Annotated in this window: 15 protein-coding genes; 12 read left to right on the plus strand and 3 right to left on the minus strand. The window is 70.7% G+C overall.

Annotated elements, in window-relative coordinates:
• Positions 1–65 precede the first annotated feature (65 nt).
• Genes pdxS through ACOQPQ_RS15495 form a run of 3 tightly spaced genes read left to right on the plus strand, consistent with a single transcriptional unit; the run spans position 66 to position 2,366 of the window.
• On the plus strand, positions 66–965 hold the full coding sequence (gene pdxS / locus ACOQPQ_RS15485) for a pyridoxal 5'-phosphate synthase lyase subunit PdxS (protein WP_420640312.1): 900 nt from the start codon (positions 66–68) through the stop codon (positions 963–965).
• A 55-nt stretch (positions 966–1,020) separates the two neighbouring features.
• Positions 1,021–1,587, plus strand: a complete 567-nt coding sequence (gene pdxT / locus ACOQPQ_RS15490; protein ID WP_420640313.1) for a pyridoxal 5'-phosphate synthase glutaminase subunit PdxT — start codon at positions 1,021–1,023, stop codon at positions 1,585–1,587.
• Positions 1,588–1,616: 29 nt separating this feature from the next.
• Positions 1,617–2,366 (plus strand): YebC/PmpR family DNA-binding transcriptional regulator, encoded by a 750-nt coding sequence (locus tag ACOQPQ_RS15495; protein ID WP_420640314.1) that lies wholly within the window; start codon positions 1,617–1,619, stop codon positions 2,364–2,366.
• Between the two features lie 67 nt (positions 2,367–2,433).
• Here ACOQPQ_RS15495 and ruvB read toward each other — a convergent pair whose 3' ends face one another.
• Genes ruvB through ruvC form a run of 3 tightly spaced genes read right to left on the minus strand, consistent with a single transcriptional unit; the run spans position 2,434 to position 4,558 of the window.
• The gene (ruvB, locus tag ACOQPQ_RS15500; protein WP_420640315.1) at positions 2,434–3,468 is read right to left on the minus strand and encodes a Holliday junction branch migration DNA helicase RuvB; all 1,035 of its coding nucleotides are present in this window, start codon (positions 3,466–3,468) and stop codon (positions 2,434–2,436) included.
• Positions 3,465–4,064, minus strand: a complete 600-nt coding sequence (ruvA, locus tag ACOQPQ_RS15505; protein WP_420640316.1) for a Holliday junction branch migration protein RuvA — start codon at positions 4,062–4,064, stop codon at positions 3,465–3,467. The genes ruvB and ruvA overlap by 4 nt, the downstream gene beginning before the upstream one ends.
• Positions 4,061–4,558: a crossover junction endodeoxyribonuclease RuvC gene (gene ruvC, locus ACOQPQ_RS15510; protein ID WP_420640317.1), complete on the minus strand. Its 498-nt coding sequence runs from the start codon at positions 4,556–4,558 to the stop codon at positions 4,061–4,063. The genes ruvA and ruvC overlap by 4 nt, the downstream gene beginning before the upstream one ends.
• Positions 4,559–4,626: 68 nt before the next feature.
• On the opposite strand from ruvC, the gene queA reads away from it, so the two are divergent.
• From queA to ACOQPQ_RS15555, 9 genes are all read left to right on the plus strand, one after another.
• Positions 4,627–5,637 (plus strand): tRNA preQ1(34) S-adenosylmethionine ribosyltransferase-isomerase QueA, encoded by a 1,011-nt coding sequence (gene queA, locus ACOQPQ_RS15515; protein WP_420640318.1) that lies wholly within the window; start codon positions 4,627–4,629, stop codon positions 5,635–5,637.
• Positions 5,638–5,674: 37 nt separating this feature from the next.
• Positions 5,675–6,820 (plus strand): tRNA guanosine(34) transglycosylase Tgt, encoded by a 1,146-nt coding sequence (gene tgt, locus ACOQPQ_RS15520; RefSeq protein ID WP_420640319.1) that lies wholly within the window; start codon positions 5,675–5,677, stop codon positions 6,818–6,820.
• Between the two features lie 11 nt (positions 6,821–6,831).
• Entirely contained in the window at positions 6,832–7,116 is a 285-nt protein-coding gene (gene yajC / locus ACOQPQ_RS15525) for a preprotein translocase subunit YajC (protein ID WP_420640320.1), read from the plus strand.
• Positions 7,117–7,134: 18 nt separating this feature from the next.
• Entirely contained in the window at positions 7,135–8,685 is a 1,551-nt protein-coding gene (gene secD, locus ACOQPQ_RS15530; RefSeq protein ID WP_420640321.1) for a protein translocase subunit SecD, read from the plus strand.
• Entirely contained in the window at positions 8,682–9,800 is a 1,119-nt protein-coding gene (secF, locus tag ACOQPQ_RS15535) for a protein translocase subunit SecF (protein WP_420640322.1), read from the plus strand. Before secD ends, secF begins: the two co-directional genes overlap by 4 nt.
• Before the next feature lie 32 nt (positions 9,801–9,832).
• On the plus strand, positions 9,833–10,369 hold the full coding sequence (locus ACOQPQ_RS15540) for an adenine phosphoribosyltransferase (RefSeq protein ID WP_420640323.1): 537 nt from the start codon (positions 9,833–9,835) through the stop codon (positions 10,367–10,369).
• Positions 10,366–12,579, plus strand: coding sequence for a RelA/SpoT family protein (locus ACOQPQ_RS15545; RefSeq protein WP_420640324.1), 2,214 nt, complete (start codon positions 10,366–10,368; stop codon positions 12,577–12,579). Before ACOQPQ_RS15540 ends, ACOQPQ_RS15545 begins: the two co-directional genes overlap by 4 nt.
• A gap of 5 nt (positions 12,580–12,584) precedes the next feature.
• Positions 12,585–13,841 carry a histidine--tRNA ligase gene (hisS, locus tag ACOQPQ_RS15550; protein ID WP_420640325.1) on the plus strand — a complete coding sequence of 419 codons (1,257 nt, stop codon included), beginning with the start codon at positions 12,585–12,587 and terminating at the stop codon, positions 13,839–13,841.
• Positions 13,842–14,004: 163 nt separating this feature from the next.
• Positions 14,005–24,961: beta strand repeat-containing protein (locus ACOQPQ_RS15555; protein ID WP_420640326.1), on the plus strand; the 10,957-nt coding region annotated here is incomplete at its 3' end.

Genomic DNA, 24,961 nt, shown 5'->3' on the forward strand with positions numbered 1-24,961 from the left:
CATCAGCGGTTGAACAACGGGTAACGACACCGCGTATCCGGTGCGGGAAGCCTTAGACTGAGCCCATGGCTGTTGAGTCCACTCCGGGTCGCGAGACGGGCACCGCGCTGGTCAAGCGGGGCCTCGCCGAGATGCTCAAGGGCGGCGTCATCATGGACGTGGTCACCCCCGACGAGGCCAAGATCGCCGAGGACGCCGGGGCGGTGGCGGTCATGGCCCTCGAGCGGGTCCCCGCCGACATCCGCCGCGACGGCGGGGTGGCCCGCATGAGCGACCCCGAGATGATCACCGGCATCCAGCAGGCGGTCACCATCCCGGTGATGGCCAAGGCCCGCATCGGCCACTTCGTGGAGGCCCAAATCCTCGAAGCCCTCGACGTGGACTACATCGACGAGAGCGAGGTGCTCACCCCCGCCGACGAGGCCCACCACATCGACAAGTGGCCCTTCACCGTGCCCTTCGTGTGCGGGGCCACCAACCTGGGCGAGGCGCTGCGGCGCATCTCCGAGGGGGCGTGCATGATCCGGTCCAAGGGCGAGGCCGGCACCGGCAACATCGTGGAGGCGGTGCGCCATCTCCGCTCCATCATCGGCGACATCCGCCGCATCACCCAGGCCGACGCCGCCGAGCTGTTCGACTGGGCCAAGCAGCTCCAGGCCCCCCTGCCGCTGGTCCGGGAGGTGGCCGAAACCGGCTGGCTGCCCGTGCCGTTGTTCTGCGCCGGGGGCATCGCCACCCCCGCCGACGCCGGGCTGGTCATGCAGCTCGGGGCCGAGGCCGTGTTCGTGGGCTCGGGCATCTTCAAGTCGTCCGACCCCGAGGCTCGGGCCAAGGCCATCGTGGAAGCGGCCGCCAACTACCGCGACCCCCACATCCTGGCCAAGGTCAGCGGCGGCCTGGGCCGGCCCATGGAGAGCCTGGAGATGGACGGCCTCGAAACCCGCCTGGCCGAGCGCGGCTGGTAAGGCGAACCCACCGTGCCGCAGCCCGAGGGAACACCCCGAGACCCGGAGCCCCCGGGTGAAGGTCGGTGTGCTGGCCCTGCAGGGGGCCTTCGGGCGCCATGAGCAGGTCCTGAGCGCACTGGGTGCCGCCCCCGTGGAGGTGCGCACCCCCGCCGAGCTGGCCGAAGTCGACCGCCTGGTCATTCCCGGCGGCGAGTCCACCGCCATCTCCAAACTCCTCGACGCCAACGGGCTGGCCCAACCGCTGGCCGACCGCCTGGCCGACGGGATGCCGGTGCTGGGCACCTGTGCGGGCATGATCCTGTTGGCCGCCGGGGTGGTGGACGGCTACCCCGGCCAGCGGTGCTTCGGCGCGGTGAACGTGGCCGTGCGGCGCAACGGCTACGGCCGCCAGTCCGACTCGTTCCACACCGACTTGGCCATCATGCCCTGGGAGGAGCCGTTTCCCGGCGTGTTCATCCGCGCCCCGGTGGTGGAGTCGGTGGGCGACGGGGCCGAGGTGCTGGCCGAGTTGGACGGCCGGCCGGTGCTGTGCCGCCAGGGCTCGGCGGTGGTGTCGGCCTTTCACCCGGAGCTGGCCGGAGACGACCGGCTCCACCGTTGGTTCCTGGACGAGGTCTAGGCGAGGACGAGGAGCAGGGGAGGGCACACGTGTCGGGACACTCCAAATGGGCCACCATCAAGCATCGCAAGGGGGCCGCCGACAAGCGTCGGGGCAAGCTGTTCGCCAAGCTCATCCGCCAGGTGGAGGTGGCCGCCCGCGAGGGAGGGGGCGACCCCGACGCCAACCCCACGCTGCGCACCATGTTCCAGAAGGCCAGGGACAATTCGGTGCCCCTCGACACCATCGAGCGGGCCATCAAGCGGGGCACCGGCGAGCTGGAGGGGGTGTCGTACGAGTCGGTGTACTACGAGGGGTACGCCCCCGGCGGGGTGGCCCTGTACGTGGAGACCCTCACCGACAACCGCAACCGCACCAGCTCCGAGGTGCGAACGCTCTTCACCCGCAACGGCGGATCGCTGGCCGAACCGGGCGCGGTGGCCTGGCAGTTCGAGCGTAAGGGGGTGGTGATCCTCGACCGGTCGATCGACGAGGACGAGCTGATGATGGCCGCCCTCGACGCCGGCGGGGAGGACATCGCCGACGAGGGCGACACCTGGCGCCTCACCTGCCCGCCCACCGATCTGCCCCAGATGCGCGACGCCCTGGACGCCGCCGGCATCGAGTTCGTTTCGGCGTCGTCCACCATGTTGCCCACCTCGGTGGTGGGCGTGGACAGCGAGGAGGCCGCCCGGGCGGTGCTGCGCATCATCGACGCCCTCGACGACCACGACGACGTGCAGGACGTGTACGCCAACTTCGACATCCCCGACGAACTCCTCCAAGCCGCCGTGGGCTGACGCCGGGCCCGCCCCGGCGCCCCGCCGCCAACGGCCACCGCCCCGCCAGAGGCCAGCCGTTGGCCCCTCAGTCGAACAGGTTGGACGGCTCGGGGGCGTCCTCGGGGGGCGGCAACCCCAGGTGGGTCCACGCCGCCGGGGTAGCCACCCGGCCCCGGGGCGTCCGCATCAACAGGCCCTGTTGGATCAGGAACGGCTCGTACACGTCCTCCACCGTCTCGGTGGGCTCGCTCACGCTGATGGCCAAGTTGGACAGCCCCACCGGGCCGCCCCCGAACCGTTCGCACACCGCCGACAGGATGGCCCGGTCGATCTTGTCCAGCCCGCCCTGGTCCACCCCGAACAGCCGCAGCCCGGCGGCCGCCACCGCCTCGTCCACCACCCCGTCGGCCCGAATCTCGGCGTAGTCCCGCACCCGGCGCAGCAGGCGGTTGGCGATGCGGGGGGTGCCCCGGGCCCGCCCGGCGATCTCGGCGGCCCCCGCCGCGTCCACCGGGATGTCCAAAATCGACGCCGTCCGCACCACGATGGCCTGCAGATCGTCCGGCGCGTAGTAGTCGAGGCGGGCCACCAGCCCGAAGCGATCCCGCAGCGGCCCGGTGATAAGCCCGGTGCGGGTGGTGGCCCCCACCAGGGTGAAGCGGGAAAGGTCGAGGCGCACCGACTGGGCCGCGGGCCCCTTGCCGATCAATACGTCCACCGTGAAGTCCTCCATGGCCGGATACAGCACCTCCTCCACGATGCGGGGCAGCCGGTGGATCTCGTCGATGAACAACACGTCGCCGGTCTCCAGCCTCGACAACATGGAGGCCAGATCGCCGGCCCGCTCAATCGCCGGCCCCGAGGTGATGTGCATCCCGGCGTCCATTTCCCGGGCCACGATGTGGGCCAGGGTGGTCTTGCCCAGCCCCGGAGGTCCGGCGAACAGCAGATGATCGGCGGGCTGGCCCCGGGCCCGGGCCGCCCCCAGGATGATCCGGAGGTGCTCCCTCAGTTCGGTCTGCCCCACGAAATCGGACAACCGGGTGGGCCGCAGCCCCACCTCGGCCACCTCCTCGTCGGGCAGCGGCGCGCCCGCCAGCAACTCGACCCGCTCGCTCACGACCGGGCGCCCAGATGCTGGAGGGCCGCCTTCAGCAGCGCCGAGGAATCGCCCTCGTCGGGCAGTGCGGCCATGGCGTCACCGACCTCCTCGGGGCGATAGCCCAGCTCGGCCAGGGCCTGGCGCACCTGGCTGCGGGGCTCGCTCGCCCCCGCCGAGGGTTCGTCGGCGGACACCACAGAGGCCAGGTCGCCGATATCCAGCCGCGACTTCAGCTCCACCAGCAACCGGGCGGCCGACTTCACGCCCACCCCGTTCACCAGGCACAGGGCGTCGAGATCGTCGTTGGCCAAGATGGTGGCCAGCGACGCGGGCGAATGCACCGACAACAGGGACTGCGCCAAAGCCGGACCCACCCCCCGGGCCGCCAACAGGGCCCCGAACGTGCGCCGCTCCTCGACGCCCTGGAACCCGTACAGCGTCTGGGCGTCCTCTCGAATGTGATGGTGGATGTGCAGCACCACCTCACCGCCGAGTTCCCCCAACCCCGCCGACAGGGCCGGGGTCACCGTCACCCGGTAGCCGACCCCGGCCACTTCCACCAGCACCTCGTCCCCGTCGCGCCCGGCCAGCGTGCCCCGCAACAGCCCGATCACCGGGCCGCCTCGATGCGGGCCCGAGCCGGCGCGTGGGCCAGGTGGCACAGGGCCACCGCCATGGCGTCGGCCGCGTCCACCGGCTTGAGGGGCTGGGGCAGCCGCAGCAGGGCCTGCACCATCTTCCCCATCTGCGGTTTGTCGGCCGCCCCCCACCCGGCCACCGACTTCTTGATCTGGGTGGGGGTGTACTCGAACACCTCGGCCCCCGACCCGGCCGCCGCCGCCATGGCCACCCCGCTGGCCTGCCCCACCGCCATGGCCGTGCGCACGTTCACCTGGAACAGCACCTGCTCGATGGCCACCACATCGGGCCGGTGGTGGCCGATGAGCTCGACCAGCTCGCCGTGCAGCTCGAACAGCCGTTGGGGCACCGGGTCGGCCCGGTCGGTGCGGATGGTGCCCGCGGCCACCGCCTGATTGGCGCGCCCCTGGTGGCGGACCACGCCGTAGCCGCAGCGCGACAAGCCGGGATCAATCCCCATCACCAACATCAGCCCCAAACTACCGCCACGCAGCGACAATTTCGGCCATGGTGATTTCCGTCCGGTAGACACTGGCCATGGAGACCGCGGCGCTGCACTACGAGCTGCCCGACGCCGCCGTCGCCCAACAGCCCGCCGAGCCCCGCGACAGCTCCCGACTCTTGGTCGACCGCGGCCCGAACCACGCCCCCCGGCATCACCACACCCGGGATCTTCCCGAGCTGGTCGGACCCGGCGACGTGCTGGTGGTGAACAACACCCGGGTCATGGCCGCCCGCCTGGGGCTCCGCAAGGCCACCGGGGGCCGGGTGGAGGTGCTGCTGTTGGAGCCGGGCGACAACGGCTGGTGGCAGGCCCTGGTGCGGCCCGGCCGCCGGGTTCCGCCCGGCACCCACCTGTGCTTCGACGGGCAACCGGTGCTGGAAGTGGGGGACCGCATCGCCGACGACGGCCGACGCTGGGTGCGCCCCACCGGCGATGCCCACACCCTCATGAGCCGGGCCGGACAGGTGCCGCTGCCCCCCTACGTCACCGCCACCCTGGCCGACCCGGAGCGCTACCAGACGATCTACGCCGACCGCCCCATCTCGGCCGCCGCCCCCACCGCAGGCCTGCACCTCACCGACGCGGTGCTCGACCGCTGCCGCCGAGCCGGGGCCGAAATCCACGCCCTGGAGCTGGCCGTGGGCACTGCCACCTTCGCCTCGGTGACCACCGAGCACCTCCACGACCACGTGATGCACACCGAGCGGTACCGCATCCCCGAAAGCACCCTGGCGGCCTGCACCAGGGCCGACCGGGTGGTGGCCGTGGGGACCACCGTGGTGCGCGCCCTGGAATCGGCCGCCGCCACCGGCTCGGCCGAGGGCCCCACCCGCTTGTTCATCACCCCCGGCTACCGGTTCGCGGTGGTCGACGCCCTGCTCACCAACTTCCACCTGCCCCGCTCCAGCCTGCTGGCCCTGCTGGCCGCCTTCATCGGCCCCCGCTGGCGCGATCTCTACGCCACCGCCCTGGCCGAGGGCTACCGATTCCTGTCCCTGGGCGACGCCATGTTCTGCACCCGCCTAGAACCCCCGCCGCCATGACCCCAAACACCCGCCACCAACCCCACCCCCCGCCGCCATGACCCTCCGATTCGAGACATTGGCCCACGACGGGCAGGCCCGCACCGGTCGCATCACCACGGCCCGGGGCACCATCCCCACCCCGTGCTTCATGCCGGTCGGCACCCGGGCCGCCGTCCGCACCCTCGACACCGCCGACCTCGAAGCCCTCAACCCCCCGGTGGTGCTGGCCAACACCTACCACCTCCTGATGCGGCCCGGCCCCGAGGTGATCGAGGCCACCGGCGGCCTCCACGGCTTCACCGGCTGGTCGGGCCACGTGCTCACCGACTCCGGCGGCTACCAGGTGTTCTCCCTCAAGCCCAAGGTGGACGACGACGGGGCCGTGTTCCGCTCCACCTACGACGGCTCCACCCACCGGTTCACCGCCGAACAGGTGGTCGACGTACAACTCCAACTCGGCTCCGACATCCAGATGGCCCTCGACGTGTGCCCCCCGTCCGACGCCCCCGCCCCCGCCCAACGCCTGGCCGTGGACCGCACCGCCGCCTGGGCCCGCCGGGCCCGCCACCGCTTCCTTGAACGCAACGGCCCCAACCGGGGCGCCAACCAGTTCGGCATCGTCCAGGGCGGCCTCGACCCCGACCTGCGGGCCGAGAGCGCGGCCCGCACCGTGGAGGTCGGCTTCGACGGCTACGCCGTGGGCGGGCTGTCGGTGGGGGAGCGCCCCGAACTCACGCTCGCCACCCTGGCCGCCACCGTAGGCCACCTGCCCGCCGACCAACCCCGCTACTTCATGGGCCTGGGCGACCCCGTCGGCCTCATGGAGGCCGTGGCCCTCGGCGTCGACCTGTTCGACTGCGTGCTCCCCACCCGCCTGGCCCGCCACGGCACCGCCCTCACCGGCCAGGGCCGCCTCAACCTGGGCAACGCCGCCTTCGCCACCGACCACCGCCCCATCGACCCCGACTTCCCCCGGAGCCCGGCCGCCCGCTACTCCCGGGCCTACCTCCGCCACCTGCTCAACGTCGACGAACCCTCCGCCTCCCGCCTGCTCACCCTCCACAACGTGGCCTGGCTGCTGAACCTCATGGACACCGCCAAACAGGCCATCGCCGCCGGCACCTTCGATCAACTCCGCCGCCGCGTGGCCCAGATATGGGCGCCTCCCGCCGAGTCGCCGCCCAGCCCCTCGATCCGGTAACATCGCGAGCCTTGGAGGCCATTTACCTCATACTGATGCTCTTCGTCGTCATGTACATGTTCATGATCCGACCCCAGCAGAAGAAGGCGCGCCTGCACCGTGAGCTTCTCGCCGCCCTGGAGGTGGGCGACGAGGTGATCACCGCGTCGGGCCTCTACGGGATGATCACCGACTTCGACGGCGGCACCGTGTTCATCGAGATCAGCGATGGCGTGGAGATCAAGATCAGCCGCGACACCATCGCCAACAAGATCGTGTACGCCGACATCGACGGCGACGACACTGCCGGCACCTAGCCCCACCCCTCAGCGTTCATGAACCGCCGTTCGCTGATCTCCCTCGCATTCATCCTGGCCCTGGCCGCCGGCCTGCTGGCCGCCTCCCTCGTCGTGGGCAACCGACCGCTCCTCGGCCTCGACCTCAAGGGCGGGGTCGAGGTGGTGCTGGTCCCGGTGGACGACCCCGACCGCCCCGTCGCCATCACCGAGGGCGACCTCGACACCGCCGTCAACATCATCCGCGACCGCATCGACGGCCTCGGGGTGGCCGAGCCCGACGTCACCCGCCAGGGCGGCCGGGTGGTGGTGCAGCTCCCCGGCATCAGCGACCAGCAGCGGGCCATCGACGTGGTGGGCCAGACCGCCGAGCTGCGCTTCCGCCCGGTGTGCGCCGAGCTCACCGCCGAGCCCATCTCCTTCGGCGACGTGGAGATCGAGCTGCCCGACGCCGAGCTGCCCGACCCCGAACCCGACGAGCGGGGCCTGGCCCCGTGCCCCACCGACGTGGACGGCAACTTCCTGGAGACCTCCACCGCCGCCGAGGACGTGCTCGAGCGCTTCGTGGTCCTGCCCGAGCGCGCCGACGACGGCACGGTGGTGCGGCGCTACCTCCTCGGCCCGTCGGTGCTCACCGGGGCCGGCCTGAGCGGTGCCGACAGCTCCTTTCGGGGCGAGTTCGTGGTCGACGCCACCTTCAAGGGCGGCGACGAGGGCGCCGACGCCTTCGACGACATGGCCGCCGAGTGCTTCGGCAACTCGCCCATCTGCCCGGCGGGCCCGGCCGGGCTGGGCCGACTGGCCATCGTGGTGGACGGCAACGTGCAGTCGGCCCCCACCGTGCAAACCCCCAACTTCGACGGCCGGGTGGTGATCTCCGGCAACTTCTCCGAACAGGAAGCCGACGACCTGGCCCTGGTGCTGCGCTACGGCGCCCTGCCCATCGAGTTCCAGGACCCCACCGACCCCCAGAGCGACAGCACCAGCCGGGCGGTGTCGGCCACCATCGGCGGCGACGCCCTGCGGGCCGGGGTGATCGCCGGGATCGTCGGGCTGGCCCTGGTGTTTCTGTTCATGGTGTCCATGTACCGCCTGCTGGGCCTGGTGGCCATCCTCAGCCTGGGGGTGTCGGCCACCCTGTTGTGGGTGATCGTGGCCTGGCTCGGCGAAACCCAGGACCTCGCCCTCACCCTGGCCGGGGTCACCGGCCTCATCGTGTCCATCGGCGTGTCGCTCGACTCCAACGTGGTCTACTTCGAGCACCTCAAAGAAGACGTGGGCACTGGCCGCTCCCTGCGCTCGTCGCTGGAGCAGGCCTTCCCCGCCGCTTTCCGCACCATCTTCTGGGCCAACTTCGCCTCGCTCATCGCCGCCGTCATCCTCTACTGGCTGTCGGCGGGCTCGGTGCGGGGCTTCGCCCTCATGCTGGGCCTGGCCTCGGTGCTCGACCTGGTGGCCACCTACTTCTTCCTGCGGCCCTGCGCCCTGTTGATGTCGCGCTCGGCCGGCCTCATGGCCCACCCCCACCGCCTGGGCCTGCCCACCCGGGACGAGGCCCTGCCCACCGCCGCCGCCGGGAGCACAACGTGAGCCGGTTCCGGCGCCTGTTGCGCAACCAGACCAGGGTGGACTTCCCCACCCTCTGGAAGACCACCCTCAAGGTGTCGGCCGCCCTCATGCTCATCAGCATCGTGGCCCTGTTGGTGCGGGGTGTGAACCTCGGCATCGAGTTCGAGGGCGGCACGGTGTGGGAGGCCAAGGCCCCCGACGTCTCCACCGCCGAGGTGCGCGACGCCTTGCGGGGTGTGGACCAGGCCGACGCCAAGATCCAGTTCGTGGGCGGCGACGTGCTGCGGGTGCGCGCCGAACTCGACGCCACCGACGCCACCAGCGTGGCCGGGGTGTCGGCCGCGCTGGCCGCCCTCACCGGCCAGAGCGTCAACGACATCAACTTCAACTCCATCAGCGCCTCCTGGGGCGACGAGATCACCAACAAGGCCATCCGGGCCCTCATCGTGTTCTTCATCGTGGTGGCCATCTACATCACGCTGCGCCTGGAGTGGCGGATGGCGGTGGCCGCCCTGGTGGCGGTGGCCCACGACATCGTCATCACCGTGGGCATCTACGCCCTGTTCCAGTTCGACGTGACGCCCGCCACCGTCATCGCCTTCCTCACCATCATGGGCTATTCCCTCTACGACACCCTGGTGGTGTTCGACAAGAACCGCGACTACCAGCGCCGCTCCGCCCTGGTGGGCCGGGCCACCTACACCCGCATCATGAACACCGCCCTCAACATGGTGCTGTTGCGGTCGGTGAACACCACCATCACCTCGGTGCTGCCGGTGCTGTCCATGCTGGTGGTGGGGGCGCTCATCCTGGGGGCGGTCACCCTGGCCGAGTTCGCCGTGGCCCTGCTCATCGGCCTGTTGGTGGGCACCTACTCCTCGCTGTTCGTGGCCGCCCCGGCCGCCTCCTGGCTGAAGGAGCGCCAACCCGAGTTCACCGAGCTGCGCGACCGCCTGGCCGCCCGGGCCCAGTCCCGGGGCACCAGCGTCCACGAGGTGGAGGACGCCGCCGTCGGCCCGGCCACCTCCCGCCCGGCATCGTCCCGCCCGGCCACCGGCTCGGCCACCACCCCCCGCCGCCCGGCCCCTACCGGCACCGCCATACCCCCCCGCCCCCGCAAGCGCAAACGGCGCTAGCACCCTGCGCCGCACGGGTAGGGTAGATCGCAGTGGAGTCCGGCTGGCCCGAGAGCCTGATCAGGGATGTCCCCGACTTCCCCGCCGAGGGCATCTTGTTCAAGGACATCACCCCCCTGCTCGACGACGGCGACGCCCTCCGCTGGGCCGCCGACGCCCTGGCCGACCGCTTCGGCGACACCAAGGCCGACCGGGTGGTGGGCGTGGAGGCCCGGGGCTTCATCCTGGGCGCGGCGGTGGCCTACCGCCTCGGCCTCGGCTTCGTGCCCTTCCGCAAGCCGGGCAAGCTGCCCTACCACACCCGCTCGGTGAGCTATCAGCTCGAGTACGGCACCGCCTCGCTCGAATCCCACACCGACGCGCTGGTACCGGGTCAGCGCATCCTGTTGGTCGACGACGTGCTGGCCACCGGGGGCACCGCCGCGGCCGCCGCCGAGCTGGTGCGCACCGGCGGAGCCCACCTGGCGGGCGCCGCCTTTTTGGTGGAGTTGGACTTCCTGGGCGGCCGGGCCCAGTTGGGCGACGGCTACCCGGTGGTCTCCCTGTTCCGCTACGGCGGTGACCAATGACCCTCACCGAGCGGGCCCGACCCTGGATGGACCAGCCCGGCCAGGACGTCGGCCCCCTGCTCGACGCCTACCTCAACCGCCACCCCAACGACTCCCCCGAGCGCATCGCAACCGCCTTCAACCTGGCCGAGCAGGCCCATGCCGGCCAGAAGCGCAAATCCGGCGAACCCTACGTCACCCACCCCCTGGCCGTGGCCCACATCGTGGTCGAGCTGGGCCTCGACGACGTGTCGGTCATCGCCGCCTTGTTGCACGACGCCATCGAGGACACCGCCATGGGCCTTGGCGAGGTCGAGCAGCACTTCGGCGCCGAGGTGGCCTCCATCGTCGACAGCGTCACCCGCCTCGACCGGCTGCAGTTCAACACCCAAGAGGAGGAGCAGGCCGCCTCCATGCGCAAGATGCTGGTGGCCATCGCCAAGGACCTGCGGGTGCTGGTGGTCAAGCTCTCCGACCGCCTCCACAACATGCGCACCCTGGCCGCCCTCCCCCTGGCCAAACAGCACCGGGTGGCCCGGGAGACCATCGACATCTACGCCCCGCTGGCCAACCGCCTGGGCATGCAGGACATGAAGCTGCAGCTCGAGGACCTCGCCTTCGCCGCCCTGCACCCCAAGCGCTACGCCGAGATCGACCGCATGGTGGCCACCCGGGCCCCCGAGCGCGACCTCTACCTCACCCAGGTGCTCTCCAACGTGGAGGCCCGCTTGGCCGAACTCGGCATCCCCGCCCAGGTCACCGGCCGGCCCAAGCACCTGTGGAGCATCTACGAGAAGATGATGTCCAAGGACCGCAGCTTCGACGAGATCCACGACCTGGTGGGCATCCGGGTGATCGTCGAGTCGGTGCGCGACTGCTACGCCGCCCTCGGCTCCATCCACGCCACCTGGAAGCCGGTGCAGGGCCGCTTCAAGGACTACATCGCCATGCCCAAGTTCAACCTCTACCAGTCGCTGCACACCACCGTGGTGGGGCCCGGCGGCAAGTCGCTGGAGGTGCAACTGCGCACCAACGAGATGCACGCCCGGGCCGAACAGGGGGTGGCCGCCCACTGGAGCTACAAGGAGGGCACCGCCACCGACGACCTGGCCTGGTTGAGCCGGATCATCGACTGGCAGCAGGAAACCGCCGACGCCGCCGAGTTCCTGAGCAACCTCAAGACCGACCTCGACCACGACGAGGTGCAGGTGTTCACCCCCCAGGGCGACGTGGTGTCGCTGCCCATGGGGGCCATCCCCATCGACTTCGCCTACGCCATCCACACCGAGGTGGGCCACGCCTGCATCGGCGCCCGGGTCAACGGCCAACTCGTCCCCCTCGACCGGGAGCTGCGCCCCGGCGACATGGTGGAGATCTTCACCTCCAAAGTGGCCGACAAGGGCCCGTCGCGCGACTGGCTCGGCCTGGTGGCCTCCCACCGGGCCCGCAACAAGATCCGCCAGTGGTTCGCCCAGGCCCGCCGGGAGGACGCCGTCAAGGCCGGCCGGGAGGCGGTGACCGCGGCGTTGCGCCGGGAGCGCCTGCCGGTGGCCAAGATCCTCTCGGGCGACGAGCTCACCCAGGCGGCCGACGCCATGAACTACCGCGACCTCGACACCCTGTTCGCCGCGGTGGGGGAGCGCCACGTGTCGGCCAAGGCGGTGGCCGAGCGGGTGGCGGGCATGCGGGTGGAGGCCTCGACCGACGAACACCCCGACGACGCCCTGGTGCCGGTGGCCTCGCCCGCCGCGCTGGCCCCCCGCACCGATCAGCCGGTGGAGGTGGAGGGCCTCGACGACGTGCTGGTCAACCTGGCCCGCTGCTGCAAGCCGGTGCCCCCCGACGAGATCATCGGGTTCGTGACCCGGGGCCGGGGCGTGTCGGTACACCGGGCCGAGTGCGCCAACGCGGTGTCGCTGTCGTTCGAGCAGGGCGACCGGCTCATCGACGTGGACTGGAGCGCCGAGCGCACCGGGGCCTACTGCGTGACCATCGAGGTCAAGGCCTTCGACCGCACCCGCCTGCTGCAGGACGTGGCCAACGCCCTGTCCACCGGGTCGGTCAACATCTTGGCCTGCGAGACCCGAACCGGCGCCGACCACATCTCGGTGATGCGCTTCGACTTCGAGCTGAGCGACAACACCCACCTCGAGGCCCTGCTGCGCACCATCCGGGGCATCGAGTCGGTCTACAGCGCCTATCGGGTGCTGCCCACCGGCCCCTCGGGGTAGGCGCGGTGGCCGAGTCGTTCCAGGCCCCCAAGGGCACCCGCGACGTCCTGCCCCCCGAATCGGGCCGGTGGCAGGCGTTGGTGGCCGCCTTCGCCCGGGTGGTGGGCCGGGCGGGCTACGGGCTGGTGCAGAGCCCCATGTTCGAGGACATCGGGGTGTTCCGCCGCCTCGGCGAGGGCACCGAGGTGGTGCGCAAGGAGATGTACGACTTCCGCGACAAGGGCGACCGCCACCTGGCCCTGCGCCCCGAGGGCACCGCCTCGGTGGTGCGGGCCTTCAACCAGCACCGGCCCACCGTGCCGTGGAAGGTGTGGTACCTCACCCCCTGCTTCCGCTACGAGGAGCCCCAGGCCGGACGGTTCCGCCAGCACCACCAGGTGGGCATCGAGGCCATCGGCTCGGCCGACCCCGACCTCGACGTGGAGGTCATCGCCCTCCAGCACGACTTCTACCGGGCCGTGGGCCTGGGCACCCTGTCGCTCCGGCTCAATTCCATGGGCACCCCCGCCGACCGCCGGGCCTACGCCGCCCGCCTGGCCGGGTGGCTGGGCGAGCGCATCGACGACATCGACGAGGCCGACCGGGCCAACGCCGCCGAGTTCCCGCTGCGGGTGCTGGACTCCAAGCGGGAACGCACCCGGGCGGTCACCACCGAGGCCCCCAAGCTGATCGACGGGCTGTCCGGCGAGGCCGCCGACCACTTCGGGCGGGTCCGGTCCGGGTTGGACGCCCTGGGCATCGCCCACCACATCGACCCCACCCTGGTGCGGGGCCTCGACTACTACACCCACACCACCTGGGAGTTCGCCGCCGGTGCCCTGAGCACCGCCCAGAATGCGGTGGGGGGCGGGGGCCGCTACGACGGCCTGGCCGAGTCCCTGGGGGGCAGACCGGCGCCGGGGGTGGGGTTCGGCGCGGGCATCGAGCGCATCCTGTTGGCCGCCGACGCCGAGGGGGCCCTCACCCCGGACACGGGAGCCGTGGAGGTGTTCGTGGTGGACGTGGCCGGCGGTGAGGCCGGGCGCGACCTCACGTTCGAGTTGCGCCGGGCGGGCGTCGCCGCGGACCGGGCGTTCGACGGACGGTCGATGAAGGCCCAGATGAAGGTGGCCGACCGGTCCGGCGCCCGCCTGGCCCTGTTGATCGGCGACGACGAGCTGGCCGCCGACACCGTCACCGTGCGCCATCTGCGCGCCGACCAACCCCAGGTGGCGCTCTTGCGCCCCGAGGTGGTCGAGGGCGTGCGCCGCATCTTGGATTGACGCCCGGCGCGCCCGTTCCCCGACAATGGGATTCGGCCTCACCCAAGTTTCTCTGTGCCCGTCGGTGGTCTACAGTGAGCCACGGTTTGTCTCTTCGGCTGGGATGCGTGAATGCGCAAGCAAGGTGCCATAACATTCTGCCTCGGTCGCTGAAAGGTCGTTGATGCCCGCACGCAAGCATGTCCATCGGTTGGGCCTGTTGTTGTCGTGCGCGCTCGCCGTGGCCCTGCTGGCCAGCACCACGGCATCCGCCCAGTCCGGTGGGGATGTCACGCTGACCCCCGAGGAGCTGTACTACTCCGGTCCGGTCATCACCGGGGCGGATTTCTGTTTGAACCGGAGTTTGGGCGGGCCGAGGACCTACCCGTTCGACAGCAACGGCGACGGGGTGGCCGACGTGTGTTCGCTGTCTCGCACCCGACGGGCCACCGTGGCCCGCCAGCACGCCCTGGAGGCGCTGGGCCGGGAGCTGCCGTTCCGGTTGGGCGTGTTGTTCGCCGAGGAGTGCCGCAAGGTGGCCGAGACCTACGGCGAGCCCGAGGCCGAACGGATCGACGAGTGCGCCGCCCCCCGGGAGCAGAACGCCACCTCGGTGCCCGCGAAGAGCACGGCCATGGTGCCGAGTGCCGATGAGTTCTGGTTCTACTCCGGTTCGGTGGTCACCGGGCCGGATTTCTGCTTGAACCGGAGCTTGGGCGGGCCCACCACTTACCCGTTCGACAGCGACGACGACGGGGTGGCCGACGTCTGTTCGCTGCCCCGCACCCGCCGGGCCGCGGTGGCCCGCCAGTTCGCCCTGGAGAGGTTGGCCGCCGAGCAGCCGACCCGCACAGAAGAACTGTTCGCGCAGGAGTGCCGGGCCGTCTCGGGCACCTTCGGGGAGCCGGAGGCGGAGGCCGTCGACGAGTGCGCCCCCTACCGCGAGGTGGTGGTGGGGCCACCGGGACCCGGCGGCTCACCGGATCCGTCGCCCCGCTTCGCCTCCCCGCAGGTGTCGTTCACCTTCACGGTGAGCCAGTCGGTGGACGAGGACCTGCCCACCGTGTCGGGTGGCGTGGGTGATCTGACCTTCAGCTTCGACCCGGCGTTGCCGTCGCCGATCACCTTCGTCGAGAACGGGCTGAAGCTGAGCGGTACCGCCCCGTCCACGACCGCCCCGCAGACCAGGTACGTGCTGACCGCCACCGACGAGGACGAGAACACCGGCACCCTGAATGTGGACATCACCATCGAGGGCGACCGGCAACCGTCGTTCTCCGTGAGTTCGGATTCGCAAACGGGGATCCAGAACGAGCCGTTCACCTGGGAGCTGCCCGACGCCTCCGGTGGGAACGGCACGCTGGTGTACACGCTCGAGAATGAGGCCGACCTGGCCACGGGCCTGTCGTACAACGCCACGACGAACACGATCTCGGGCCGGCCGACGGTACACAAGACGGCCACGTTCACCCTGAGGGCCACCGACCGCGACGGCGACGTCGCCTCGCTGCCGCTCACGCTGACCATCACCGAGGACAAGGCGCCGTCGTTCTCGCCGACGGAGGTGTCGTATTCCTTCGCCGTGGGCCGCTCGGTGGACCAGCCGTTGCCCAGGGCCACCGGCGGTGACGGCACCCTCACCTACGAGTTCGCCCGCACCCTGCCCGCGAACATCACCTACGACGGGGCCAACCACCGGTTGACGGGCACGCCGGCGAGCGCGACCTCGCAACAGACCTACCGGCTCATCGCCGAAGACGAGGACGGCGACGAAGCAACCCTGGACGTGAAGATCACCATCGGGGGCAACCTGGTGCCGTCGTTCGCGGATGATGATGGTGTGGTGTCGTTCACGTTTGTGACGGGCCAGCAGGTGGATGTGGTGTTGCCGGCGTTTTCTCCTGGTAACGGCTCCACCACTTTCACTTTCTCCCAGGCGTTGCCCAATTGGCTGACCCATGACACCACTGATCTGGTTAGTCAGAAGTTGTCGGTGAAGGCGCCGTCGTCGGTGGTGGCGGAGACCACTTACAAGTTGACTGCTACTGTGACGGAGTCGTGGGTGGTGGGTCAGCAGCGTGCTGGTGTGGCGTTGCCGACGGCGACGGGGAACGCGCCGGTGACGTATGCGTTGAAGGCGGGTTCGGCGTGGCCGGCGTGGGTGACGTGGGACGCGACCGCGAACACGTTGTCGGGGACGGCGCCGTCGACGGCGGGGACCTCGACGGTGGTGGTCACCGCGACGGACTTCGACGGGCAGTCGGCCGAGTTGACGGTGACGATCCAGGTGGTCGGCAACGTGGACGTGGTGTTCACGCCGTCGTCGGTGACGGAGTCGTGGGTGGTGGGTCAGCAGCGTGCTGGTGTGGCGTTGCCGACGGCGACGGGGAACGCGCCGGTGACGTATGCGTTGAAGGCGGGTTCGGCGTGGCCGGCGTGGGTGACGTGGGACGCGACCGCGAACACGTTGTCGGGGACGGCGCCGTCGACGGCGGGGACCTCGACGGTGGTGGTCACCGCGACGGACTTCGACGGGCAGTCGGCCGAGTTGACGGTGACGATCCAGGTGGTCGGCAACGTGGACGTGGTGTTCACGCCGTCGTCGGTGACGGAGTCGTGGGTGGTGGGTCAGCAGCGTGCTGGTGTGGCGTTGCCGACGGCGACGGGGAACGCGCCGGTGACGTATGCGTTGAAGGCGGGTTCGGCGTGGCCGGCGTGGGTGACGTGGGACGCGACCGCGAACACGTTGTCGGGGACGGCGCCGTCGACGGCGGGGACCTCGACGGTGGTGGTCACCGCGACGGACTTCGACGGGCAGTCGGCCGAGTTGACGGTGACGATCCAGGTGGTCGGCAACGTGGACGTGGTGTTCACGCCGTCGTCGGTGACGGAGTCGTGGGTGGTGGGTCAGCAGCGTGCTGGTGTGGCGTTGCCGACGGCGACGGGGAACGCGCCGGTGACGTATGCGTTGAAGGCGGGTTCGGCGTGGCCGGCGTGGGTGACGTGGGACGCGACCGCGAACACGTTGTCGGGGACGGCGCCGTCGACGGCGGGGACCTCGACGGTGGTGGTCACCGCGACGGACTTCGACGGGCAGTCGGCCGAGTTGACGGTGACGATCCAGGTGGTCGGCAACGTGGACGTGGTGTTCACGCCGTCGTCGGTGACGGAGTCGTGGGTGGTGGGTCAGCAGCGTGCTGGTGTGGCGTTGCCGACGGCGACGGGGAACGCGCCGGTGACGTATGCGTTGAAGGCGGGTTCGGCGTGGCCGGCGTGGGTGACGTGGGACGCGACCGCGAACACGTTGTCGGGGACGGCGCCGTCGACGGCGGGGACCTCGACGGTGGTGGTCACCGCGACGGACTTCGACGGGCAGTCGGCCGAGTTGACGGTGACGATCCAGGTGGTCGGCAACGTGGACGTGGTGTTCACGCCGTCGTCGGTGACGGAGTCGTGGGTGGTGGGTCAGCAGCGTGCTGGTGTGGCGTTGCCGACGGCGACGGGGAACGCGCCGGTGACGTATGCGTTGAAGGCGGGTTCGGCGTGGCCGGCGTGGGTGACGTGGGACGCGACCGCGAACACGTTGTCGGGGACGGCGCCGTCGACGGCGGGGACCTCGACGGTGGTGGTCACCGCGACGGACTTCGACGGGCAGTCGGCCGAGTTGACGGTGACGATCCAGGTGGTCGGCAACGTGGACGTGGTGTTCACGCCGTCGTCGGTGACGGAGTCGTGGGTGGTGGGTCAGCAGCGTGCTGGTGTGGCGTTGCCGACGGCGACGGGGAACGCGCCGGTGACGTATGCGTTGAAGGCGGGTTCGGCGTGGCCGGCGTGGGTGACGTGGGACGCGACCGCGAACACGTTGTCGGGGACGGCGCCGTCGACGGCGGGGACCTCGACGGTGGTGGTCACCGCGACGGACTTCGACGGGCAGTCGGCCGAGTTGACGGTGACGATCCAGGTGGTCGGCAACGTGGACGTGGTGTTCACGCCGTCGTCGGTGACGGAGTCGTGGGTGGTGGGTCAGCAGCGTGCTGGTGTGGCGTTGCCGACGGCGACGGGGAACGCGCCGGTGACGTATGCGTTGAAGGCGGGTTCGGCGTGGCCGGCGTGGGTGACGTGGGACGCGACCGCGAACACGTTGTCGGGGACGGCGCCGTCGACGGCGGGGACCTCGACGGTGGTGGTCACCGCGACGGACTTCGACGGGCAGTCGGCCGAGTTGACGGTGACGATCCAGGTGGTCGGCAACGTGGACGTGGTGTTCACGCCGTCGTCGGTGACGGAGTCGTGGGTGGTGGGTCAGCAGCGTGCTGGTGTGGCGTTGCCGACGGCGACGGGGAACGCGCCGGTGACGTATGCGTTGAAGGCGGGTTCGGCGTGGCCGGCGTGGGTGACGTGGGACGCGACCGCGAACACGTTGTCGGGGACGGCGCCGTCGACGGCGGGGACCTCGACGGTGGTGGTCACCGCGACGGACTTCGACGGGCAGTCGGCCGAGTTGACGGTGACGATCCAGGTGGTCGGCAACGTGGACGTGGTGTTCACGCCGTCGTCGGTGACGGAGTCGTGGGTGGTGGGTCAGCAGCGTGCTGGTGTGGCGTTGCCGACGGCGACGGGGAACGCGCCGGTGACGTATGCGTTGAAGGCGGGTTCGGCGTGGCCGGCGTGGGTGACGTGGGACGCGACCGCGAACACGTTGTCGGGGACGGCGCCGTCGACGGCGGGGACCTCGACGGTGGTGGTCACCGCGACGGACTTCGACGGGCAGTCGGCCGAGTTGACGGTGACGATCCAGGTGGTCGGCAACGTGGACGTGGTGTTCACGCCGTCGTCGGTGACGGAGTCGTGGGTGGTGGGTCAGCAGCGTGCTGGTGTGGCGTTGCCGACGGCGACGGGGAACGCGCCGGTGACGTATGCGTTGAAGGCGGGTTCGGCGTGGCCGGCGTGGGTGACGTGGGACGCGACCGCGAACACGTTGTCGGGGACGGCGCCGTCGACGGCGGGGACCTCGACGGTGGTGGTCACCGCGACGGACTTCGACGGGCAGTCGGCCGAGTTGACGGTGACGATCCAGGTGGTCGGCAACGTGGACGTGGTGTTCACGCCGTCGTCGGTGACGGAGTCGTGGGTGGTGGGTCAGCAGCGTGCTGGTGTGGCGTTGCCGACGGCGACGGGGAACGCGCCGGTGACGTATGCGTTGAAGGCGGGTTCGGCGTGGCCGGCGTGGGTGACGTGGGACGCGACCGCGAACACGTTGTCGGGGACGGCGCCGTCGACGGCGGGGACCTCGACGGTGGTGGTCACCGCGACGGACTTCGACGGGCAGTCGGCCGAGTTGACGGTGACGATCCAGGTGGTCGGCAACGTGGACGTGGTGTTCACGCCGTCGTCGGTGACGGAGTCGTGGGTGGTGGGTCAGCAGCGTGCTGGTGTGGCGTTGCCGACGGCGACGGGGAACGCGCCGGTGACGTATGCGTTGAAGGCGGGTTCGGCGTGGCCGGCGTGGGTGACGTGGGACGCGACCGCGAACACGTTGTCGGGGACGGCGCCGTCGACGGCGGGGACCTCGACGGTGGTGGTCACCGCGACGGACTTCGACGGGCAGTCGGCCGAGTTGACGGTGACGATCCAGGTGGTCGGCAACGTGGACGTGGTGTTCACGCCGTCGTCGGTGACGGAGTCGTGGGTGGTGGGTCAGCAGCGTGCTGGTGTGGCGTTGCCGACGGCGACGGGGAACGCGCCGGTGACGTATGCGTTGAAGGCGGGTTCGGCGTGGCCGGCGTGGGTGACGTGGGACGCGACCGCGAACACGTTGTCGGGGACGGCGCCGTCGACGGCGGGGACCTCGACGGTGGTGGTCACCGCGACGGACTTCGACGGGCAGTCGGCCGAGTTGACGGTGACGATCCAGGTGGTCGGCAACGTGGACGTGGTGTTCACGCCGTCGTCGGTGACGGAGTCGTGGGTGGTGGGTCAGCAGCGTGCTGGTGTGGCGTTGCCGACGGCGACGGGGAACGCGCCGGTGACGTATGCGTTGAAGGCGGGTTCGGCGTGGCCGGCGTGGGTGACGTGGGACGCGACCGCGAACACGTTGTCGGGGACGGCGCCGTCGACGGCGGGGACCTCGACGGTGGTGGTCACCGCGACGGACTTCGACGGGCAGTCGGCCGAGTTGACGGTGACGATCCAGGTGGTCGGCAACGTGGACGTGGTGTTCACGCCGTCGTCGGTGACGGAGTCGTGGGTGGTGGGTCAGCAGCGTGCTGGTGTGGCGTTGCCGACGGCGACGGGGAACGCGCCGGTGACGTATGCGTTGAAGGCGGGTTCGGCGTGGCCGGCGTGGGTGACGTGGGACGCGACCGCGAACACGTTGTCGGGGACGGCGCCGTCGACGGCGGGGACCTCGACGGTGGTGGTCACCGCGACGGACTTCGACGGGCAGTCGGCCGAGTTGACGGTGACGATCCAGGTGGTCGGCAACGTGGACGTGGTGTTCACGCCGTCGTCGGTGACGGAGTCGTGGGTGGTGGGTCAGCAGCGTGCTGGTGTGGCGTTGCCGACGGCGACGGGGAACGCGCCGGTGACGTATGCGTTGAAGGCGGGTTCGGCGTGGCCGGCGTGGGTGACGTGGGACGCGACCGCGAACACGTTGTCGGGGACGGCGCCGTCGACGGCGGGGACCTCGACGGTGGTGGTCACCGCGACGGACTTCGACGGGCAGTCGGCCGAGTTGACGGTGACGATCCAGGTGGTCGGCAACGTGGACGTGGTGTTCACGCCGTCGTCGGTGACGGAGTCGTGGGTGGTGGGTCAGCAGCGTGCTGGTGTGGCGTTGCCGACGGCGACGGGGAACGCGCCGGTGACGTATGCGTTGAAGGCGGGTTCGGCGTGGCCGGCGTGGGTGACGTGGGACGCGACCGCGAACACGTTGTCGGGGACGGCGCCGTCGACGGCGGGGACCTCGACGGTGGTGGTCACCGCGACGGACTTCGACGGGCAGTCGGCCGAGTTGACGGTGACGATCCAGGTGGTCGGCAACGTGGACGTGGTGTTCACGCCGTCGTCGGTGACGGAGTCGTGGGTGGTGGGTCAGCAGCGTGCTGGTGTGGCGTTGCCGACGGCGACGGGGAACGCGCCGGTGACGTATGCGTTGAAGGCGGGTTCGGCGTGGCCGGCGTGGGTGACGTGGGACGCGACCGCGAACACGTTGTCGGGGACGGCGCCGTCGACGGCGGGGACCTCGACGGTGGTGGTCACCGCGACGGACTTCGACGGGCAGTCGGCCGAGTTGACGGTGACGATCCAGGTGGTCGGCAACGTGGACGTGGTGTTCACGCCGTCGTCGGTGACGGAGTCGTGGGTGGTGGGTCAGCAGCGTGCTGGTGTGGCGTTGCCGACGGCGACGGGGAACGCGCCGGTGACGTATGCGTTGAAGGCGGGTTCGGCGTGGCCGGCGTGGGTGACGTGGGACGCGACCGCGAACACGTTGTCGGGGACGGCGCCGTCGACGGCGGGGACCTCGACGGTGGTGGTCACCGCGACGGACTTCGACGGGCAGTCGGCCGAGTTGACGGTGACGATCCAGGTGGTCGGCAACGTGGACGTGGTGTTCACGCCGTCGTCGGTGACGGAGTCGTGGGTGGTGGGTCAGCAGCGTGCTGGTGTGGCGTTGCCGACGGCGACGGGGAACGCGCCGGTGACGTATGCGTTGAAGGCGGGTTCGGCGTGGCCGGCGTGGGTGACGTGGGACGCGACCGCGAACACGTTGTCGGGGACGGCGCCGTCGACGGCGGGGACCTCGACGGTGGTGGTCACCGCGACGGACTTCGACGGGCAGTCGGCCGAGTTGACGGTGACGATCCAGGTGGTCGGCAACGTGGACGTGGTGTTCACGCCGTCGTCGGTGACGGAGTCGTGGGTGGTGGGTCAGCAGCGTGCTGGTGTGGCGTTGCCGACGGCGACGGGGAACGCGCCGGTGACGTATGCGTTGAAGGCGGGTTCGGCGTGGCCGGCGTGGGTGACGTGGGACGCGACCGCGAACACGTTGTCGGGGACGGCGCCGTCGACGGCGGGGACCTCGACGGTGGTGGTCACCGCGACGGACTTCGACGGGCAGTCGGCCGAGTTGACGGTGACGATCCAGGTGGTCGGCAACGTGGACGTGGTGTTCACGCCGTCGTCGGTGACGGAGTCGTGGGTGGTGGGTCAGCAGCGTGCTGGTGTGGCGTTGCCGACGGCGACGGGGAACGCGCCGGTGACGTATGCGTTGAAGGCGGGTTCGGCGTGGCCGGCGTGGGTGACGTGGGACGCGACCGCGAACACGTTGTCGGGGACGGCGCCGTCGACGGCGGGGACCTCGACGGTGGTGGTCACCGCGACGGACTTCGACGGGCAGTCGGCCGAGTTGACGGTGACGATCCAGGTGGTCGGCAACGTGGACGTGGTGTTCACGCCGTCGTCGGTGACGGAGTCGTGGGTGGTGGGTCAGCAGCGTGCTGGTGTGGCGTTGCCGACGGCGACGGGGAACGCGCCGGTGACGTATGCGTTGAAGGCGGGTTCGGCGTGGCCGGCGTGGGTGACGTGGGACGCGACCGCGAACACGTTGTCGGGGACGGCGCCGTCGACGGCGGGGACCTCGACGGTGGTGGTCACCGCGACGGACTTCGACGGGCAGTCGGCCGAGTTGACGGTGACGATCCAGGTGGTCGGCAACGTGGACGTGGTGTTCACGCCGTCGTCGGTGACGGAGTCGTGGGTGGTGGGTCAGCAGCGTGCTGGTGTGGCGTTGCCGACGGCGACGGGGAACGCGCCGGTGACGTATGCGTTGAAGGCGGGTTCGGCGTGGCCGGCGTGGGTGACGTGGGACGCGACCGCGAACACGTTGTCGGGGACGGCGCCGTCGACGGCGGGGACCTCGACGGTGGTGGTCACCGCGACGGACTTCGACGGGCAGTCGGCCGAGTTGACGGTGACGATCCAGGTGGTCGGCAACGTGGACGTGGTGTTCACGCCGTCGTCGGTGACGGAGTCGTGGGTGGTGGGTCAGCAGCGTGCTGGTGTGGCGTTGCCGACGGCGACGGGGAACGCGCCGGTGACGTATGCGTTGAAGGCGGGTTCGGCGTGGCCGGCGTGGGTGACGTGGGACGCGACCGCGAACACGTTGTCGGGGACGGCGCCGTCGACGGCGGGGACCTCGACGGTGGTGGTCACCGCGACGGACTTCGACGGGCAGTCGGCCGAGTTGACGGTGACGATCCAGGTGGTCGGCAACGTGGACGTGGTGTTCACGCCGTCGTCGGTGACGGAGTCGTGGGTGGTGGGTCAGCAGCGTGCTGGTGTGGCGTTGCCGACGGCGACGGGGAACGCGCCGGTGACGTATGCGTTGAAGGCGGGTTCGGCGTGGCCGGCGTGGGTGACGTGGGACGCGACCGCGAACACGTTGTCGGGGACGGCGCCGTCGACGGCGGGGACCTCGACGGTGGTGGTCACCGCGACGGACTTCGACGGGCAGTCGGCCGAGTTGACGGTGACGATCCAGGTGGTCGGCAACGTGGACGTGGTGTTCACGCCGTCGTCGGTGACGGAGTCGTGGGTGGTGGGTCAGCAGCGTGCTGGTGTGGCGTTGCCGACGGCGACGGGGAACGCGCCGGTGACGTATGCGTTGAAGGCGGGTTCGGCGTGGCCGGCGTGGGTGACGTGGGACGCGACCGCGAACACGTTGTCGGGGACGGCGCCGTCGACGGCGGGGACCTCGACGGTGGTGGTCACCGCGACGGACTTCGACGGGCAGTCGGCCGAGTTGACGGTGACGATCCAGGTGGTCGGCAACGTGGACGTGGTGTTCACGCCGTCGTCGGTGACGGAGTCGTGGGTGGTGGGTCAGCAGCGTGCTGGTGTGGCGTTGCCGACGGCGACGGGGAACGCGCCGGTGACGTATGCGTTGAAGGCGGGTTCGGCGTGGCCGGCGTGGGTGACGTGGGACGCGACCGCGAACACGTTGTCGGGGACGGCGCCGTCGACGGCGGGGACCTCGACGGTGGTGGTCACCGCGACGGACTTCGACGGGCAGTCGGCCGAGTTGACGGTGACGATCCAGGTGGTCGGCAACGTGGACGTGGTGTTCACGCCGTCGTCGGTGACGGAGTCGTGGGTGGTGGGTCAGCAGCGTGCTGGTGTGGCGTTGCCGACGGCGACGGGGAACGCGCCGGTGACGTATGCGTTGAAGGCGGGTTCGGCGTGGCCGGCGTGGGTGACGTGGGACGCGACCGCGAACACGTTGTCGGGGACGGCGCCGTCGACGGCGGGGACCTCGACGGTGGTGGTCACCGCGACGGACTTCGACGGGCAGTCGGCCGAGTTGACGGTGACGATCCAGGTGGTCGGCAACGTGGACGTGGTGTTCACGCCGTCGTCGGTGACGGAGTCGTGGGTGGTGGGTCAGCAGCGTGCTGGTGTGGCGTTGCCGACGGCGACGGGGAACGCGCCGGTGACGTATGCGTTGAAGGCGGGTTCGGCGTGGCCGGCGTGGGTGACGTGGGACGCGACCGCGAACACGTTGTCGGGGACGGCGCCGTCGACGGCGGGGACCTCGACGGTGGTGGTCACCGCGACGGACTTCGACGGGCAGTCGGCCGAGTTGACGGTGACGATCCAGGTGGTCGGCAACGTGGACGTGGTGTTCACGCCGTCGTCGGTGACGGAGTCGTGGGTGGTGGGTCAGCAGCGTGCTGGTGTGGCGTTGCCGACGGCGACGGGGAACGCGCCGGTGACGTATGCGTTGAAGGCGGGTTCGGCGTGGCCGGCGTGGGTGACGTGGGACGCGACCGCGAACACGTTGTCGGGGACGGCGCCGTCGACGGCGGGGACCTCGACGGTGGTGGTCACCGCGACGGACTTCGACGGGCAGTCGGCCGAGTTGACGGTGACGATCCAGGTGGTCGGCAACGTGGACGTGGTGTTCACGCCGTCGTCGGTGACGGAGTCGTGGGTGGTGGGTCAGCAGCGTGCTGGTGTGGCGTTGCCGACGGCGACGGGGAACGCGCCGGTGACGTATGCGTTGAAGGCGGGTTCGGCGTGGCCGGCGTGGGTGACGTGGGACGCGACCGCGAACACGTTGTCGGGGACGGCGCCGTCGACGG

This window comes from Candidatus Poriferisocius sp. (genome assembly GCF_965219775.1).
Lineage (GTDB): Bacteria > Actinomycetota > Acidimicrobiia > Acidimicrobiales > Bin134 > Poriferisocius.

What these genes read in the sequence shown, in the direction of transcription:
- secD (WP_420640321.1), top strand. Translation starts at nt 7,135, where the DNA reads ATGAACCGCCGTTCGCTGATCTCCCTCGCATTCATCCTGGCCCTGGCC.
- pdxS (WP_420640312.1), top strand. Translation starts at nt 66, where the DNA reads ATGGCTGTTGAGTCCACTCCGGGTCGCGAGACGGGCACCGCGCTGGTC.
- ACOQPQ_RS15545 (WP_420640324.1), top strand. Translation starts at nt 10,366, where the DNA reads ATGACCCTCACCGAGCGGGCCCGACCCTGGATGGACCAGCCCGGCCAG.
- ruvC (WP_420640317.1), bottom strand. Translation starts at nt 4,558, where the DNA reads ATGTTGGTGATGGGGATTGATCCCGGCTTGTCGCGCTGCGGCTACGGC.
- tgt (WP_420640319.1), top strand. Translation starts at nt 5,675, where the DNA reads ATGACCCTCCGATTCGAGACATTGGCCCACGACGGGCAGGCCCGCACC.
- queA (WP_420640318.1), top strand. Translation starts at nt 4,627, where the DNA reads ATGGAGACCGCGGCGCTGCACTACGAGCTGCCCGACGCCGCCGTCGCC.